The organism is Thioalkalivibrio sp. ALE20 (assembly GCF_000381405.1).
GTDB lineage: Bacteria > Pseudomonadota > Gammaproteobacteria > Ectothiorhodospirales > Ectothiorhodospiraceae > Thioalkalivibrio.
This window is the reverse complement of sequence record NZ_KB906477.1, coordinates 75630-89745: the sequence shown is the minus strand read 5'-3', so window position 1 is coordinate 89745 and position 14116 is coordinate 75630. Positions and strand designations below refer to the sequence as shown.

The following is a 14116-nucleotide window of genomic DNA, read 5'->3' as shown; positions in this document are numbered from 1 at the left end:
GTGGCGGCCGCCCCGTTTATAGTGATGGGTCATAGTGACATTTCGAACGCGGGCGGGCCATGGCGAGAGGTGACCCATGATGGCGGGATACGGACGGTGGATCGCGGCCGGGGGCATCGTGCTCCTGGCGGTGGCCTGGATCGCCTCGGGTGTGCTGACCCGCGAGCCGCCCGCAGAGCCGCAGCCCCGTGCGGCGCAGCCGATGGCGGTGGCGGTGGAAACCCGGGCGGCCGAACCGGTGGAGCGGATCCTGGTCCTGCAGGGACAGGTGGAACCCGACCAGCGGGTGCGGGTACGCGCCGAGACCGCCGGGCAGGTGGCCGAATGGGCGGTGACACGGGGGGCCGAGGTGGCAGCGGAGGACCTGCTGGCCCGTCTGCGCATCGACGACCGCGAGGCACAGCGTCGCCAGGCCATTGCGCGCGAACGCGGCGCCGAGAGCGACTTCGAGGCGACCCGTCGTCTGCATCAGCAGGGGCACGCCTCGCGCACCGCGCTGGATGCGCGCGAGGCCGAGCTGGAGGCGGCGCGTGCCGCGCGTGAGGCGGCCGAGCTGGATCTGCGCAACACGCGCATCCGCGCGCCGCTGGCAGGTATCGTGCATCAGCGGCTGGCGGAACCGGGGGATTTCGTCGGCCGTGGTGACCCGGTGGCCGAGATCATCGACAACGACCCTTTGCTGGCGGTGGTGCAGGTGCCGCAGCACCAGATCGGGCGGGTCGAACGCGGGCAGACGGCGCGCATCCGCTTCCTCGACGGGCGCACCGCGGAGGGCGAGGTGCGCTTCGTCGCGCGCGTGGCCGAGCCGGGCACCCGCACCTTCCGTCTCGAGGTCGAGGTCCCCAATCCCGATGGTGCGCTGCCGTCGGGCCTCAGCGCCGGTGTGGAGATCCCCACCGACATCGTCCGGGCCCATCGCGTGTCGCCGGCGGTCATGTCCCTGGGCGATGACGGTCGCGTCGGGGTGAAGACCGTGGACGACGCCGATCGGGTGGTCTTCCACCCGGTGGAAGTCGTGCGTACTGCGGCCGAGGGCGTGTGGGTGACCGGTCTGCCGGACGAGGTCCGGGTCATCACTGTGGGGCAGGGCTTCGTAACCGAGGGCGAGCGGGTGCGTCCGCAGGCGGCCGGGGAGACCGAGCGGTGAATGCGCTGATCGCCTGGGCGGTGACGCATGCCCGGACGGTCCTGCTGTTCCTGCTGCTGATCCTGGTCACCGGGTCCATGGCCTGGGTGGTGGCGCCGAAGGAGGCCGCTCCCGAGATCGACATCCCGATCTTCTTCGTTTCCGTGCCCTACCCGGGGATCTCGCCGGAGGATGCCGAACGCCTGATGGTGCAGCCGCTGGAGCGGGAGCTGCAGGGGCTGCCGGGGGTGGACGAGATGCAGTCCTGGGCCGGCGAGGGTTTCGCTCTGCTGCGAATCGATTTCGAACCCGGCTGGGACAACCGCCAGGCTCTGTCGGATCTGCGCGAGGAGGTCGATCTGGTTCGTCCGGAGCTGCCGGACGGGGCCGAGGAGCCGTCGGTGTCCGAGGTGGACCTGTCGCTGTTTCCGGTGGTGACGGTGAATCTCTCGGGGCCGCTGGAGGAGCGCACGCTGGTGCGCCTGGCACGCGAGCTGCGCGACCGCGTGGAGGCGCTGCCGGGCGTGCTGGAGGCCGACATCGGCGGCGACCGCGAGGAGCAGATGGAGGTGCTGGTCGATCCGCTGGTGCTGGAGACCTACGAGCTGTCCTTCGGCGATCTGAGTCGCGCGATCGAACGCAATAACCGGCTGGTGGCCGCCGGCGCGGTGGACACCGGGGTGGGACGCATCCCGTTGCGGGTGCCGGGCACCATCGACGACATCGATGACGTGCTGGACACCGCGGTACGGGTGGAGAACGACACCGTGGTGCGCGTGCGCGACGTGGCCGAGGTGCGCCGCAGTTATCGCGATCCGGAGGGCTTCACCCGCATCGACGGGCAGCCGTCGGTGTCGCTGGAGATCCGCAAGCAGACGGACGCCAATATCCTCGAAGTGGTGTCGGTCGCGCGCGCGACCATCGAGGCCTCGCGCGCCGAATGGCCCGACTCGCTGGAAGTGACGTATACCCAGGATCAGGCGAAGGATGTCGCCGATCTGCTGGGTGACCTGGAGAACAACGTGATCACCGCGGTGCTGATCGTGGCCCTGGTGATCCTGGTGATGATGGGCGGGCGCGCCGCGCTGCTGGTGGGGCTGGCGATCCCCGGCGCGTTCCTCGGCGGGATTCTGGCCATTCACCTGCTGGGCTTCACGCTCAACATCGTCGTGCTGTTCGCGCTGATCCTGGTGGTGGGGATGCTGGTGGACGGCGCGGTGGTGGTCGTGGAACTGGCGGACCGCTATATCGCGGAGGGGCGCGGGCGGGTCGAGGCCTTCCGCGCCGCGGCCCAGCGCATGGCCTGGCCGATCACGGCCGCCATCGCGACCACCCTGGCGGTGTTCGCACCCATGCTGTTCTGGCCGGGGATGGTGGGCGAGTTCATCGTCTATCTGCCGGCCACGGTGATCGTGACCCTGATCGCGTCGCTGGCGATGGCGCTGGTGTTCATCCCGGTGCTGGGTTCGGTGATCGGCCCGTCGCGCCCGATCAACGCGGAACAGACGCGTTTCGTGCGCGCGGCGGAGGAGGGTCGCTTCGCCGAACTGCACGGCATCACCGCCCGCTACATTCGCATGCTGCGGCCGCTGGTGGACCGGCCGGGGCTGACCCTGGCGGCCACGGTCGGGTTGCTGGTCCTCGCGTACGCCGCCTATGCGAGTTTCGGTCGCGGGGTGGAGTTCTTCCCGTCGATCGAGCCCGAGAACGTGCAGGTCCAGGTGCAGGCGCGCGGCGATCTCTCGGTGCGCGAGGCAGACGCGCTGGTGCGCCAGGTGGAGGGCCGCCTGATGGCGTCGCCCGAGGTGAAACACGCCTATGCCCGCACCCTCGGGACCCAGCTCGCGCGCCTGCAGGGCGATTATCCGGAGGACGTGGTCGGGGTGATCCAGCTGGAGCTGACCCACTGGCGCACCCGCCCGCCGGCGGAGGCGGTCATCGCCGAATTGCGCGAGCGCACCGCGGATCTGCCCGGACTGCGGCTGCAGTTCCGGGCGCAGGAACACGGCCCGGGCGAGGGCCGGCCGATCCGCATCGTCGCCTCCGGCGAGCAGCCCGGGCGCATCCCGCCGGTGATCCGCGAGATCCGCGCGCAGATGGACGAACTGGGGGGCTTCGAGGACATCGGCGACGACTTGCCGCTGCCCGGGGTGGAGCTGGAGGTGCGCTTCGACCGCGAGCAGGCGGCGCGTTTCGGCGTCGACGTGCCGATGCTGGGCGACGGCGTGCAGCTGCTGACCGACGGCATCCTGCTGGGGAGCTGGCGCCCCGATTTCACCGACGAGGAGGTGGACATCCGCCTGCGGCTGCCGGCCGAGCAGCGCCACCTGCAGCAGCTGGCCAATCTCAACCTGCCGGCGCCGGGCGGGCTGGTGCCGCTGGCGAATTTCGCCGAGCTGGTGCCGGTCCCGGCCACCGGGCTGATCAAGCGCCTCGACGGCCAGCGCGCCTACACTATCGAGGCGGATGCCGCGCCCGGTTACCTGGTGGACGAACGGGTGCGCGCGCTGCAGGCACGGCTGGACACCCTCGAGCTGGATGACGCGGTGGAAATCCGGTTCCGCGGCGAGGCCGAGGAGCAGGAGGAGGCCGCGCGCTTCCTGCTGGGGGCCTTCGCGATGTCGCTGTTCCTGATGCTGGCGATGATGGTCACCCAGTTCAACCGGTTCTCCCAGGCGCTGCTGGTGATGTCGGCGATCGTGTTCTCCACCGCGGGAGTTCTGCTGGCGCTGCTGGCGCGGGGTGAGCCGTTCGGCATCGTGATGAGCGGGATCGGCGTGCTGGCGCTGGCGGGGATCGTGGTCAACAACAACATCGTGCTGATCGACAACTACAACGAACAGCGCGGTCGCGGCCTGACGGCGCACGAGGCGGCCCTGCGGGCGGCGGCGCAGCGCATGCGGCCGGTACTTTTGACCGCGATCACCACCATCCTCGGCCTGCTGCCGATGGTGCTGGCCTGGACCGTGGATTTCGCCGGCCGGGATTTCTACATCGGTGCACCGGTGACGGGCTTCTGGATCCAGCTGGCAACGGCGATCGCCGGCGGGCTGCTGTTCGCGACCCCGCTGACCCTGCTGTTCACCCCGGCGATGCTGGTGCTGCTGGATCGCATGCGCGGGCGCTATGAGTCATTGCGCGTATCCATGCGTCCGGGGAACTCCAGCGAGCCGTAGCGCCAGGCCTGCAGGCCCTCGGGCCACGGATGGCGCGGCAAGCCGGCCTTGCGCAGCAGGGCGTCGACGAAGGCCTCCGCATCGGGCAGGGATTCCCAGACCGCCGGGAGGAAGGTGGCGCGCCGCGGCCCCGCCTGCAGGATCAGCCCGTCCTCGCGCGGGCGCAGCCGGTCCAGCAGGGTGTGGCGACTGGTGGCCTCCAGTGGCTCGGACGGCCCCAGCAGGGTCACCGAGTACTCCAGTCCTGCCAGTTCGGGCGCGGTTAGTGGCGGGAAGCGCGGGTCGCGGGTGGCCGCGGCGACTGCGTTGTGCAGCACGTCTTCCGCCAGCGGACGGCGCGCCTCCAGCGAGCCGATGCAGCCACGCAGTTCGCCCCCGCACTTGAGGGTCACGAAGCTGGCCCCGGGGGCATTCAGGGGCGCGGGTTCCGCCTTCGCGAGGAGCTCGGGCGCGGGGCCGTCACCGGCGGCGTGGCGGATGGCGTCGCGGGCCAGTCCGGTCAGCCGTTCACGCGCCGGAGTATCGGGTTCGAACGGGACCGTCATTGCAGGGCCCAGGCGCCGTAACCCACCACCTGGTCGCGCGGGCCGGCGGTATCCGCCGAGGTGCGCCGGTCGAGGGTGGTAATGCCCAGTCCGCGGCGTCGCGCGGCCCGCAGCAGTCCGGCCAGCGGGCGGCAGCCGCAGGCGTCTTCCGGCCCCAGCGCGGTGTCATCCATGCGCTCGATGACCTGCTGGGTCGCCGCATCCAGGCGCTGCGCGGTGGCCTCGTCGTGGAAATGCGACAGGTCCGAGCTCACCACCACCAGGGTCTCCGGGTCGTCCCACAGCCGGTCGAGCACCGCCTCGACCTGGTCCGGGGACGCATCGCCGACGACCAGCGGGACCAGGCGGAAGTCCTCGAGGGCCACCTGCAGGAACGGCAGCTGGGCCTCCAGGCTGTGCTCCGGGCCGTGGGCGGCGTCCAGGCACTGCACGCCGGGCAGACCGGCGAGGGCATCCACGGCCTCGCGGTCCACGGGGATGTCGCCCAGCGGGCTGCGGTAGTACGCGCTGTCGGTGGTGGCGATTCCGCGAAAAGGCACGCGGTGCGAGGGCCCGAGCAGGACCACCCGCCGGATGCGGCCGGCCAGCGGACGCACCCGGGCGTAGGCTGCCGCCGCGACCGGCCCGGAGAACGGGAAACCGGCATGCGGGGCGACGATCGCCCGGGGCGCCGGGGCATCTGCCTCCGGCGACGCCACCTCGGCGAGAAAGCCCTCCACCATCTGCCGCAGGGTGGCGGCATCGGCGGGGTAGAAGCGCCCGGCGACGGCGGGTTCGCGGATGGCGGCGGTGGCGGACATGTCGGGCTCCACAATATCGGGACTCATGGCTTGAATTGTGGGACCTCGGGGGCCACATTCAAGAGTATGAGCCGTACGACCGACACTCCGCAGCACGACGCCTTCACGGTGTCCACGCGCTACTGGCACGCCCTCGACGACGGCCGTGTGCAGTGCGACCTGTGTCCGCGTTTCTGCAAGCTGAAGGAAGGGCAGCGCGGCGCCTGTTTCGTGCGTGCCCGGCTGGACGACGAGGTCGTGCTGACCAGCTACGGCCGCTCTTCCGGTTATTGCGTGGATCCGATCGAGAAGAAGCCGTTGAACCATTTCCTGCCGGGGACACCGGTGCTGTCGTTCGGGACCGCCGGCTGCAACCTGGCCTGCAAGTTCTGCCAGAACTGGGACATCAGCAAGTCGCGCGAGGTCGATACCCTCGCCGACCGGGCGGATCCGGAGACCATCGCGCGGGCGGCCGAGGAGCTGGAATGCCGCTCGGTGGCGTTCACCTACAACGACCCGGTCATCTTCCACGAATACGCGATCGACGTGGCGGCGGCCTGCCGTGCGCGCGGGATCCGCACGGTGGCGGTCACCGCGGGCTACATCACCGAGGCCGCGCGCGGCGAGTTCTTCTCCGCGATGGATGCGGCCAACGTGGATCTCAAGGCGTTTACCGAGCGCTTCTACCACCGCCTGACCGGGGCGCATCTGCAGCCGGTGCTGGATACCCTGGAGTGGCTGGTGCACGAGACCGATGTGTGGACCGAGATCACCACCCTGCTGATCCCCGGAGAGAACGACAGCGATCCCGAGATCGTGGCGATGGCCGACTGGGTGTATCAGCACCTGGGTCCGGACGTGCCCATGCACTTCACCGCGTTCCACCCCGACTTCCGCATGACCGACTACCCGCGCACGCCGCCGGAGACCCTGCAACGGGCGCGCAACATCGCTCGCGAGCGGGGGCTGCATCACGTGTATACGGGGAACGTGCACGACCGCGAGGGCCAGAGCACCTGGTGTCCGTCCTGTGGCCGGCGGTTGATCGGTCGCGACTGGTACCGGCTGTCGGACTGGAACCTCACCGCCGATGGCTGCTGCAATGCCTGCGGGGCGGCCGTTGCCGGGGTGTTCGAGGCGCGGCCGGGGGACTGGGGGCCGCGTCGCCAGCCGGTGCATCTGGCGGATTTTGCCCGCTGACCGGCGCCGGCCTGCGCCCCGGCGAGTCCCTCGGCGATTCCCTCAGCGCGGGACGCCGGCGGCGGCCACCCCGCCCTCGCAGTCTTCCAGCAGCTGCGGCAGTTCCTCCGCCGGGACCGGCGGGCTGCACAGAAAACCCTGCCAGGCGTCGCAGTAGCGGGTCTTGAGGAAGCTGCGCTGGTCTTCGGTCTCGACCCCTTCCGCCTGCACTTCCAGCCCCAGGTTGTGGGCCATGTTGATGATGGTCACGGTCAGTTCGGCATCGTTGGGGTCGTGCGGCAGATCCTGGACGAAGGCCCGGTCGATCTTGAGCCAGTCGATGTTGAAGCGCTTGAGGTAGGCCAGCGAGGAATACCCGGTGCCGAAGTCGTCGATGGCCAGCGCCACGCCCAGGCCCTTGAGCTGCAGCAGGACCTCGCGCGAGCCCTCGGCCTGGATCAGGGTGGTTTCGGTCATCTCCAGCACCAGACGCCCGGGGTCCATCCCGGTGGAATCCAGCACCTCGCGCACGCGCGCGACCAGTGCCGGGTCGTTCATCTGGTGGGCCGAGAGGTTCACCGCCAGCGACAGCTCCGGCAGGCCCTGCCGGTCCCATTCCACCACCTGGCGGCAGGCCTCGCGCAGGACGAACTCGCCCAGCGGGCTGATCAGGCCGGTTTCCTCGGCCACCGGGATGAAGCGCCCGGGCGAGATCAGCCCCTTGTCCGGGTCGCGCCAGCGTACCAGCGCCTCGACCCCGGACACGCGGCGTTCGCGCAGGTCGATCTGCGGCTGGTAGAACACCTCGAGATGGCCGTTCTTCAGGGCCTCGCGCAGATGATTTTCGGTCTCCAGGCGCTCGCTGGCGGCGGCGGTGAGGTCCTCGCTGTAGAAGCTGTAGGTGTTGCGGCCCTGGGCCTTGGCGCGGTACATGGCCGCGTCCGCCTGGGTGATCAGGGCCTCGGGCGACCCGCCGTTATCGGGGAACAGGGTGATCCCCAGCGAGCCTCCGACCTGCAGCGAGCGCCACCCGCCCACCGCGAAGGGCTCGGCGATCACCGCCAGGATCTCCCGGGCCCGCTCCTCGAGGGCCTCCAGCGATTCGACATCGTCCAGCAGGACGATGAACTCGTCGCCGCCCAGGCGGGCGATGGTGTTGGCCCGTACCCGATCCTTGAGCCGGTCGGCGAGGATCTTCAGGAGTTCGTCGCCGACCTGGTGGCCGAGGCTGTCGTTGATGGTCTTGAAACGGTCGAGGTCCAGGAACAGGATCGCGACCCGCCCGCCATCTTCGGCACTGGTGTTGATCGCCGAACGCATGCGCTGGGTCAGCAGCACCCGGTTGGGCAGGTCGGTCAGCGGGTCGTGGCTGGCGCGATGCGCCAGCTCCGCCTCGTGCCGGCGCAGGCGGGTCTCGGCCTCGCGGCGCTGCTGCACCTCGCGCCCGAGGTCGCGGTTGATCCGGTGGTAGCGCATGGTCGCCGCGGCCATCAGCGCCAGCAGCCCCAGCAGCAAGGCGATGGTGACCGCCGGGTTCTCGCGCCAGTAGAGCAGCGGGTCCAGGGCCGGGTTGCGTTCGTAGGGCGGGGCGCCCAGACGTTCCAGCAGGTCATGCGCCGGGGCGTAGGACAGGGGCGCGGCCCAGCCGAGATATTCGCCGGCCCCGCTTGCCGGGTGACCCTCCGGCATCTCCAGCAGGGCCACGGTTACCGCGTTGGCCAGGGCTTCGTCGGCATGTTCCATGCGCGAGAACGGCCATTCCGGGAACAGGCGGGTGGTGTGCTCGAACGGAAAGCCGGGGGTGTCGCGCGGTTCCAGCACCCGCAGCTCGCCGGGTTCGAACGCCCCGGCCCCGGCCATGCGGTCGAGCACGCCGGTGCGGACCGTGCCGGCGTCCGCGCGGCCGTCGAGCACGGCCTCGACCACGCGGTCATGCGGCATGTCGGTGAAAGTCAGTTCGGCGAGATCCTCGCGCGGATCCACGCCGGCATCCAACAGGGCCTCGTGCCCGGCATGCCAGCCACCCAGCGAGCCCTCCTGTACCGCAAACAGGTGCTGGCCGGCGATGTCCTCCAGCGCGGTGATGTCGTCGCGGTCGGCGCGCGTGAAGATGACGCCGCCGAACAGCCGGACCGGTTCGCCTTCGTGTGACGCGATCAGTGTGGTCAGGCGGCTGATGCCGTGGGCGTATTCCAGCTGGACGTAGTGCCCGGTATTGGTGAGAACGAAATCGATCTCTTCCCCCGCAACCGCGTCTTCCAGCTCGGGGAAGTTCATCGCCCGCATGCGGAAGCGGGCGTCGAAATCCTCGCCAAGGCGTTCGGTCAGGTAGTCCGCGGTCGGTTGCCAGCGGGCCTCCGCTGCGCTTGCCTCGCGCACTGCGAGCACACCGATGTCCACTGTCGTGGCCCCATCCGGAGCGCCGGCGACCGCGCCCGGGAGGGACGGGAGCAGCATCACGGCCAGGACAAGGGTGCGGGGCAGCCATTGCATGCCGGTCAGCCTACTACGAACCGGGCGGTGGATGCTCGTTCGTGCAGACAAGGGTTTGATTCGGGAACCTTTCGTTCCCGCGAGGGGCAGGGAAATGCAGGGAGGGCAGGGAGGAAAGGCCGCCAGAGCCCCGCCCGTGCCATGACCACGGGCGGGCAAGGGGGCGAGTGGCCGGTGTTCACCAGCTCTTGTAGGGCAGGAACTTGCCGTTCCAGGTGATCTTCACCCGGTCACCCTTCGGGTCCTCGACCTTGTCGATGTCCATGGTGAAGTCGATGGCGCTCATGATGCCGTCGCCGAACTTCTCGTGGATCAGCGCCTTCATGGTGTCACCGTACACGTTGATCGCCTCGTAGAAGCGGTAGATCACCGGGTCGGTGGGGATGGTCTTGTCCCAGTGCTTGTGCGGGAACGCCTGCAGGGCCTTCGACACGTCGGGCCCGAGATCGAGAAACGCGGTGAGCCGGTCGGCCGCCTCGGCGTCGAGATGATTCATGCCGTAGCAGGCCGAGGTCACGTAGACCTCGTGCAGGCCGGTGGCCTCGGCGATGCCGGCCCAGGTCGCGGACCGGCCCTCCTTGGCTTCGAGGATGGTGGCGGTCATTTCGGTCTTGCTGAGGGTCATGGATGGCCTCCCGGTTGGTGTCGGATCAGTGTTGCCACCCAATGCTCTGCAGATCCCGTGCCAGCTGGACGCCGTTCACCGGATCCGCTCCGGGACGGCCGTACGGCAGCACGGGTCGGGTGAGGCGGACACTTTGTCCGCTCCCGTTGCGGACAAAGTGTCGACAATGTCCGCAACGGGGTCTCAGGCCAGTCCCAGTTTCTTCAGGCGGTAGCGCAGCTGGCGCGGGGTGAGGCCCAGGTCCATGGCGGCGCGGGTCTTGTTGCCGCCGCTGCGTTCGATCGCGTCCCGCAGCTGGTCGGCCTCGGAGGCGTGCACCCGGCGGTAGGGGCGGACGATGCCGGGACCGGTCGCCCCGTCGGGGTGCGCCTCGTTGCCGTGCGTGCCGGGAAAGGTCGGGGTGTCCGGCGATGGTGCGGCGTCCGGTTGCGGGGAAGCGGCGGGACCGGTGGCGTGCAGCCCCGGGCTGATGCGCGATTCCTCGTGCAGGATCTCGTCGATCAGGGCGGTGCCGATGCGGCCCTCGCTGGAGAGCAGCACCGCGCGTTCCAGCACGTTCTCCAGCTGGCGGATGTTGCCCGGCCAGTCGAAGGTTTCCAGACGCTCCATCACCCCGTCGTCCAGGACCACGTTCCAGCCATGGACGTGGGTGTAACGGTCGAGAAAGTGCCGTGCGAGCAGGCGAATGTCGCTGGCGCGATCGCGCAGCGCGGGCATGTGCAGCGGGATTACGTTCAGGCGGTAGAACAGATCGAGCCGGAATTCCCCGGCATTGACCGCTTTCTGCAGGTCCTTGTGGGTGGCGGCGACCACGCGCACGTCCACCGGGATGTCGCGCGATCCCCCGATCGGCTGCACGACCCGTTCCTGCAACACGCGCAGGATCTTGGACTGCAGCGCCTCCGGCATGTCGCCGATCTCGTCGAGGAACAGGGTGCCGCCGTCGGCCAGGGCGATCTTGCCGGTCTTGGCGCTGGAGGCCCCCGTGAAGGCGCCTTTCTCGTGGCCGAACAGTTCCGATTCCAGCAGGTCGGCCGGGATCGCGGCACAGTTCAGGGAGATGAACGGTCGCGCGTTGCGCTGGCTGATCCGGTGGATCATGCGTGCGATCTTCTCCTTGCCGGTGCCGGAGTCGCCGGTGATCAGCACCGTGGCCTGGGTGTCGGCGATGCGGTGGACCTGCTTGAGGACGCTGCGCAGGGCGGGGCTCTCGCCGAGGATTCCGTATTTCGCCCCCTGGGTGTCGAGGGCGCTCTTGAGGTAGCGGTTTTCCGAGACCAGTTCGGCCGTGCGTTCGGCGATCAGCTGGTTGATGCGCAGGACCTGGCCAATCATGGAGGCGACAACGCGCAGTACGTTGAGATCGTCCTGGAACTGGCGCGAGCGGCGGCGCAGCCGGTGGACCCCGAGTACGCCGATCGGCTGTTCGTCCTGCACGATGGGGACCCCGATATATGCCACGGTCTCCTGCGGCAGGGTCGAGCGGTCGACCGCCCGGGCGAGATATTCCGGCTCGTTGTCGATGTCCTGGATCAGCGCGATCTGTCCGGTCTTCATCACCCGGCCGGTCACGCCCTCGCCCAGCGAGTAGCTGCCGCGCTCGCGTTCGGCGTCGGTCAGGCCGTAGGCATGCCGGATCTTCAGCTGTCCGCTGTCCGGGTCGGGCAGCAGGACCCGGCCGCGGTTGAGGCCCAGCAGCTGGGACATCATGCCGAGGATGCGGTAGATGGCGGCGTCGGGGTCGCGCGAGCGGCCCATCAGCCGGGCGACCTCCAGCAGCAGGGTGATCTCCTGCTCGCGGGTCGCCTGGTCGGTGCGGTCTTCGGTGGCGGTGTCGTTCATGCCCGGTGGGCATGCAGAAACCCTGCCAGCGCCGCGGACCGGGCCGTGGCGGGGCACGGAGCGGATGCGGGCGGCACCTGGCGGCGGACTTTGCACCGCGATGGTGCGGTCGGTTCCGGTACGCGCCCGAAGGGTGCAGTGCATGCCGCGGGCCGTGGACAAAAAAAGGCCCGACCGCGCACGGCCGGGCAGACGGAGGGAGTGAGGGGGCAGCTCAGCTTTCGGCGTGGTAGCTGCTGCGCCGGATCAGGCGCACGCAGATGGCGTCCAGCATGTAACCGATCAGGCCGATCACCAGTACGAAGGCGGCCAGCTTGTCGTACTCGAGCGTGTCGCGGGCATCGTTGATGGCGTAGCCGAGCCCCGAGGTCACGCCCAGGTATTCCGCCGGCACCAGTACGATCCAGGCCACGCCCACCGCCAGGCGGATGCCGGCGAACACGTCCTGGGCGATCGCGGGCATCACGATGTAGCGCAGGGTGTGGTAGGGGTTGGCGCCCAGGTTGTTGCCCACCTTCAGCCACATCGGATCGATGCGCTGCACGCCGTGCGCGGTGGCGTAGGTGATGGGCCAGACCGCGGCGATGGCGATCAGGAAGATGATCGCCGCATCCCAGGTGGCGAAGGCCAGCACCGCGATCGGCATCCACGCCAGCGGCGAGATCATGCGCAGGAACTGGAATGGCACGTGGGTGGTTTCGCGCAGCACGTTGAAGTACCCGATCATCACCCCCAGCGGGACCCCGATCAGGATCGCGTAGAGCAGGCCGAATCCGACCCGGTGCAGGCTGGACTCGATCGGCGACCACACCTGTCCGGAACTCACGATGTCCCAGAAGGCGGTCAGCGTGGGCCCGGGGGCGAAGCTGGCGAAGGCCATGGTGTCGGGGTTGTTGGCGATGGCCCAGCCGCCCCACCACCACAGGGCCAGCAACCCGGCGATGCCGAGCAGCGGGTACTGCAGCCGCCGGCGCAGGTGGTTCAGGGAACGCAGGGAGGCCCACCCCCACTCCCCGGGGGTGGCCGGCATGTCGAATGTGACGTCGCGGTTCATAGCTGTACGATCTCCTCGCGGGCAAACGGCGAATCCATGTCCACGCCGGGTGCGTTGTGCCAGGCGGTGTATTTCTCCATGGCCTTCTCGACGAACTCGTAATTGACCAGATCATCGGCCACTTCCTGCGGATCCAGGCCCTGCAGGAAGGTGGTGTCGCCGCCGACCAGGGTCTCGTTCATCGCGCCCACCAGCATCTTCGTCGCCGAGGGGTAGGGCCACGGGGAGAAGTCGATGCGGCCGTTAGCCCAGTCGGCATGGCGGATCGCGCCGGAGTCGATGTAGGTACTGTCGTCGGCGTAGTTGGTCATCGCACGTTCGACCACCCCGGACGGCATCGGCAGGTAGCCCTTGCCGTCGCGCGACAGCAGGTGGGCGATCTCCTTCTTGTTGTCCTGGATGTGGCCCTGGGCGCGAACCACCGCGTTCATGGTCTTCTGCGTCCATTCGGGCTGGCGATCGGTGAGCGTCTCGTTCATGCACACCACGCAGCAGGGGTGGTTCTTCCAGATGTCGCCGGTGAAGCGCAGCAGGTTGCCGTGGGCCAGCATCTCGCCGGCGGCGTTGAAGGGCTCGGCGACGATGAAGGCGTCGATCGAGCGCGCGGCCAGGGCCGGCGGCATGTCCGGCGGCGGCATCAGCATCAGGTTGACCTCGTCCGGGGCCAGATCGTCCCCCTGATCCTTGATCACCGGCTTCAGGCCGGCGTCACGCAGGGCCATCTGCATGACCACGTTGTGCATGGAGTACCAGTAGGGCACGGCCACGCTCATGCCACCCATGTCGGCGAAGTCGTTGACCTCCACGTGGCGGCCGGTGACCACCGCCGACCCGTTGGTGTGGGCCCAGGACATGATCTTGGCCGGGAAGTCGTTCTGGTAGCGCATCCACAGCGGGATCGGCTTGAGCAGGTGGACCAGGTTGAAGCGGTTGGCCGCGAAGGATTCGATCAGCGGCGACCAGCCGCGGATCAGCTGCGGTTCGGCCACCTCCAGGCCTTCGTCCTCGAAATAGCCCTCGGAATGCGCGACCAGCAGGGCCGCGGCATCGGTGATGGGGATGTAACCGATGCGCACGACGCCGTCGAAGTCGTCCACTTCGGGGTCGACGCCACCCAGCTCGGGCTGCTGGGCGAGCAGCGAACCCGGGGCGGTCAGGCCGGCGCCGGCGACCAGCGAGCCGGCCGCCGCCGAGCGCAGGAAGGTGCGGCGGGACAGGCTGCCGCCAAGGATGCGGTCGAGTTCCGCGTCGATGTGGTGGTGGTTGTCACAGTTGCACATGGTGAGGTTCCTCTCGG

Annotated in this window: 10 protein-coding genes; 3 read left to right on the top strand and 7 right to left on the bottom strand. The window is 69.2% G+C overall.

Features of this window, described 5'->3' with window-relative positions; all coding sequences use genetic code 11:
- Window positions 1-79: 79 nt before the first annotated feature.
- On the top strand, window positions 80-1147 hold the full coding sequence (locus tag F790_RS0110635) for an efflux RND transporter periplasmic adaptor subunit (protein WP_026332929.1): 1068 nt from the start codon (window positions 80-82) through the stop codon (window positions 1145-1147).
- Window positions 1144-4302, top strand: coding sequence for an efflux RND transporter permease subunit (locus tag F790_RS0110630; RefSeq protein WP_019591644.1), 3159 nt, complete (start codon window positions 1144-1146; stop codon window positions 4300-4302). Before F790_RS0110635 ends, F790_RS0110630 begins: the two co-directional genes overlap by 4 nt.
- Here the strand turns inward: F790_RS0110630 and amrA are convergent.
- Both amrA and amrB read right to left on the bottom strand, forming a co-directional pair.
- A complete protein-coding gene (amrA, locus tag F790_RS0110625; RefSeq protein ID WP_019022320.1) occupies window positions 4251-4847 on the bottom strand; it encodes an AmmeMemoRadiSam system protein A in 597 nt (198 codons plus the stop codon). The two genes, F790_RS0110630 and amrA, sit on opposite strands and share 52 nt — an antisense overlap.
- On the bottom strand, window positions 4844-5647 hold the full coding sequence (gene amrB, locus F790_RS0110620; RefSeq protein ID WP_026300872.1) for an AmmeMemoRadiSam system protein B: 804 nt from the start codon (window positions 5645-5647) through the stop codon (window positions 4844-4846). The genes amrA and amrB overlap by 4 nt, the downstream gene beginning before the upstream one ends.
- Before the next feature lie 66 nt (window positions 5648-5713).
- On the opposite strand from amrB, the gene amrS reads away from it, so the two are divergent.
- Complete coding sequence (gene amrS / locus F790_RS0110615) at window positions 5714-6826, top strand: AmmeMemoRadiSam system radical SAM enzyme (protein ID WP_019022322.1); 1113 nt, start codon at window positions 5714-5716, stop codon at window positions 6824-6826.
- A gap of 42 nt (window positions 6827-6868) precedes the next feature.
- On the opposite strand, the gene F790_RS0110610 is transcribed toward amrS, so the two are convergent.
- From F790_RS0110610 to F790_RS0110590, 5 genes are all read right to left on the bottom strand, one after another.
- Window positions 6869-9298 (bottom strand): EAL domain-containing protein, encoded by a 2430-nt coding sequence (locus F790_RS0110610; RefSeq protein ID WP_019589580.1) that lies wholly within the window; start codon window positions 9296-9298, stop codon window positions 6869-6871.
- Between the two features lie 178 nt (window positions 9299-9476).
- Window positions 9477-9923, bottom strand: coding sequence for a cyanase (gene cynS / locus F790_RS0110605; protein WP_018870532.1), 447 nt, complete (start codon window positions 9921-9923; stop codon window positions 9477-9479).
- A gap of 183 nt (window positions 9924-10106) precedes the next feature.
- Window positions 10107-11765, bottom strand: a complete 1659-nt coding sequence (locus tag F790_RS0110600; protein WP_019591642.1) for a sigma-54-dependent Fis family transcriptional regulator — start codon at window positions 11763-11765, stop codon at window positions 10107-10109.
- 214 nt (window positions 11766-11979) lie between these two features.
- Entirely contained in the window at window positions 11980-12795 is an 816-nt protein-coding gene (locus F790_RS0110595; RefSeq protein ID WP_231372034.1) for an ABC transporter permease, read from the bottom strand.
- Between the two features lie 20 nt (window positions 12796-12815).
- A complete protein-coding gene (locus F790_RS0110590) occupies window positions 12816-14099 on the bottom strand; it encodes an ABC transporter substrate-binding protein (RefSeq protein WP_019589577.1) in 1284 nt (427 codons plus the stop codon).
- Window positions 14100-14116 lie beyond the last annotated feature (17 nt).

Bases quoted from the DNA above. Each gene is read 5' to 3' on its own strand.
- amrA (WP_019022320.1), bottom strand. From the start codon at position 4,847: ATGACGGTCCCGTTCGAACCCGATACTCCGGCGCGTGAACGGCTGACC.
- amrS (WP_019022322.1), top strand. From the start codon at position 5,714: ATGAGCCGTACGACCGACACTCCGCAGCACGACGCCTTCACGGTGTCC.
- F790_RS0110610 (WP_019589580.1), bottom strand. From the start codon at position 9,298: ATGCAATGGCTGCCCCGCACCCTTGTCCTGGCCGTGATGCTGCTCCCG.
- F790_RS0110635 (WP_026332929.1), top strand. From the start codon at position 80: ATGGCGGGATACGGACGGTGGATCGCGGCCGGGGGCATCGTGCTCCTG.
- F790_RS0110600 (WP_019591642.1), bottom strand. From the start codon at position 11,765: ATGAACGACACCGCCACCGAAGACCGCACCGACCAGGCGACCCGCGAG.
- amrB (WP_026300872.1), bottom strand. From the start codon at position 5,647: ATGTCCGCCACCGCCGCCATCCGCGAACCCGCCGTCGCCGGGCGCTTC.
- F790_RS0110595 (WP_231372034.1), bottom strand. From the start codon at position 12,795: ATGCCGGCCACCCCCGGGGAGTGGGGGTGGGCCTCCCTGCGTTCCCTG.
- F790_RS0110590 (WP_019589577.1), bottom strand. From the start codon at position 14,099: ATGTGCAACTGTGACAACCACCACCACATCGACGCGGAACTCGACCGC.
- cynS (WP_018870532.1), bottom strand. From the start codon at position 9,923: ATGACCCTCAGCAAGACCGAAATGACCGCCACCATCCTCGAAGCCAAG.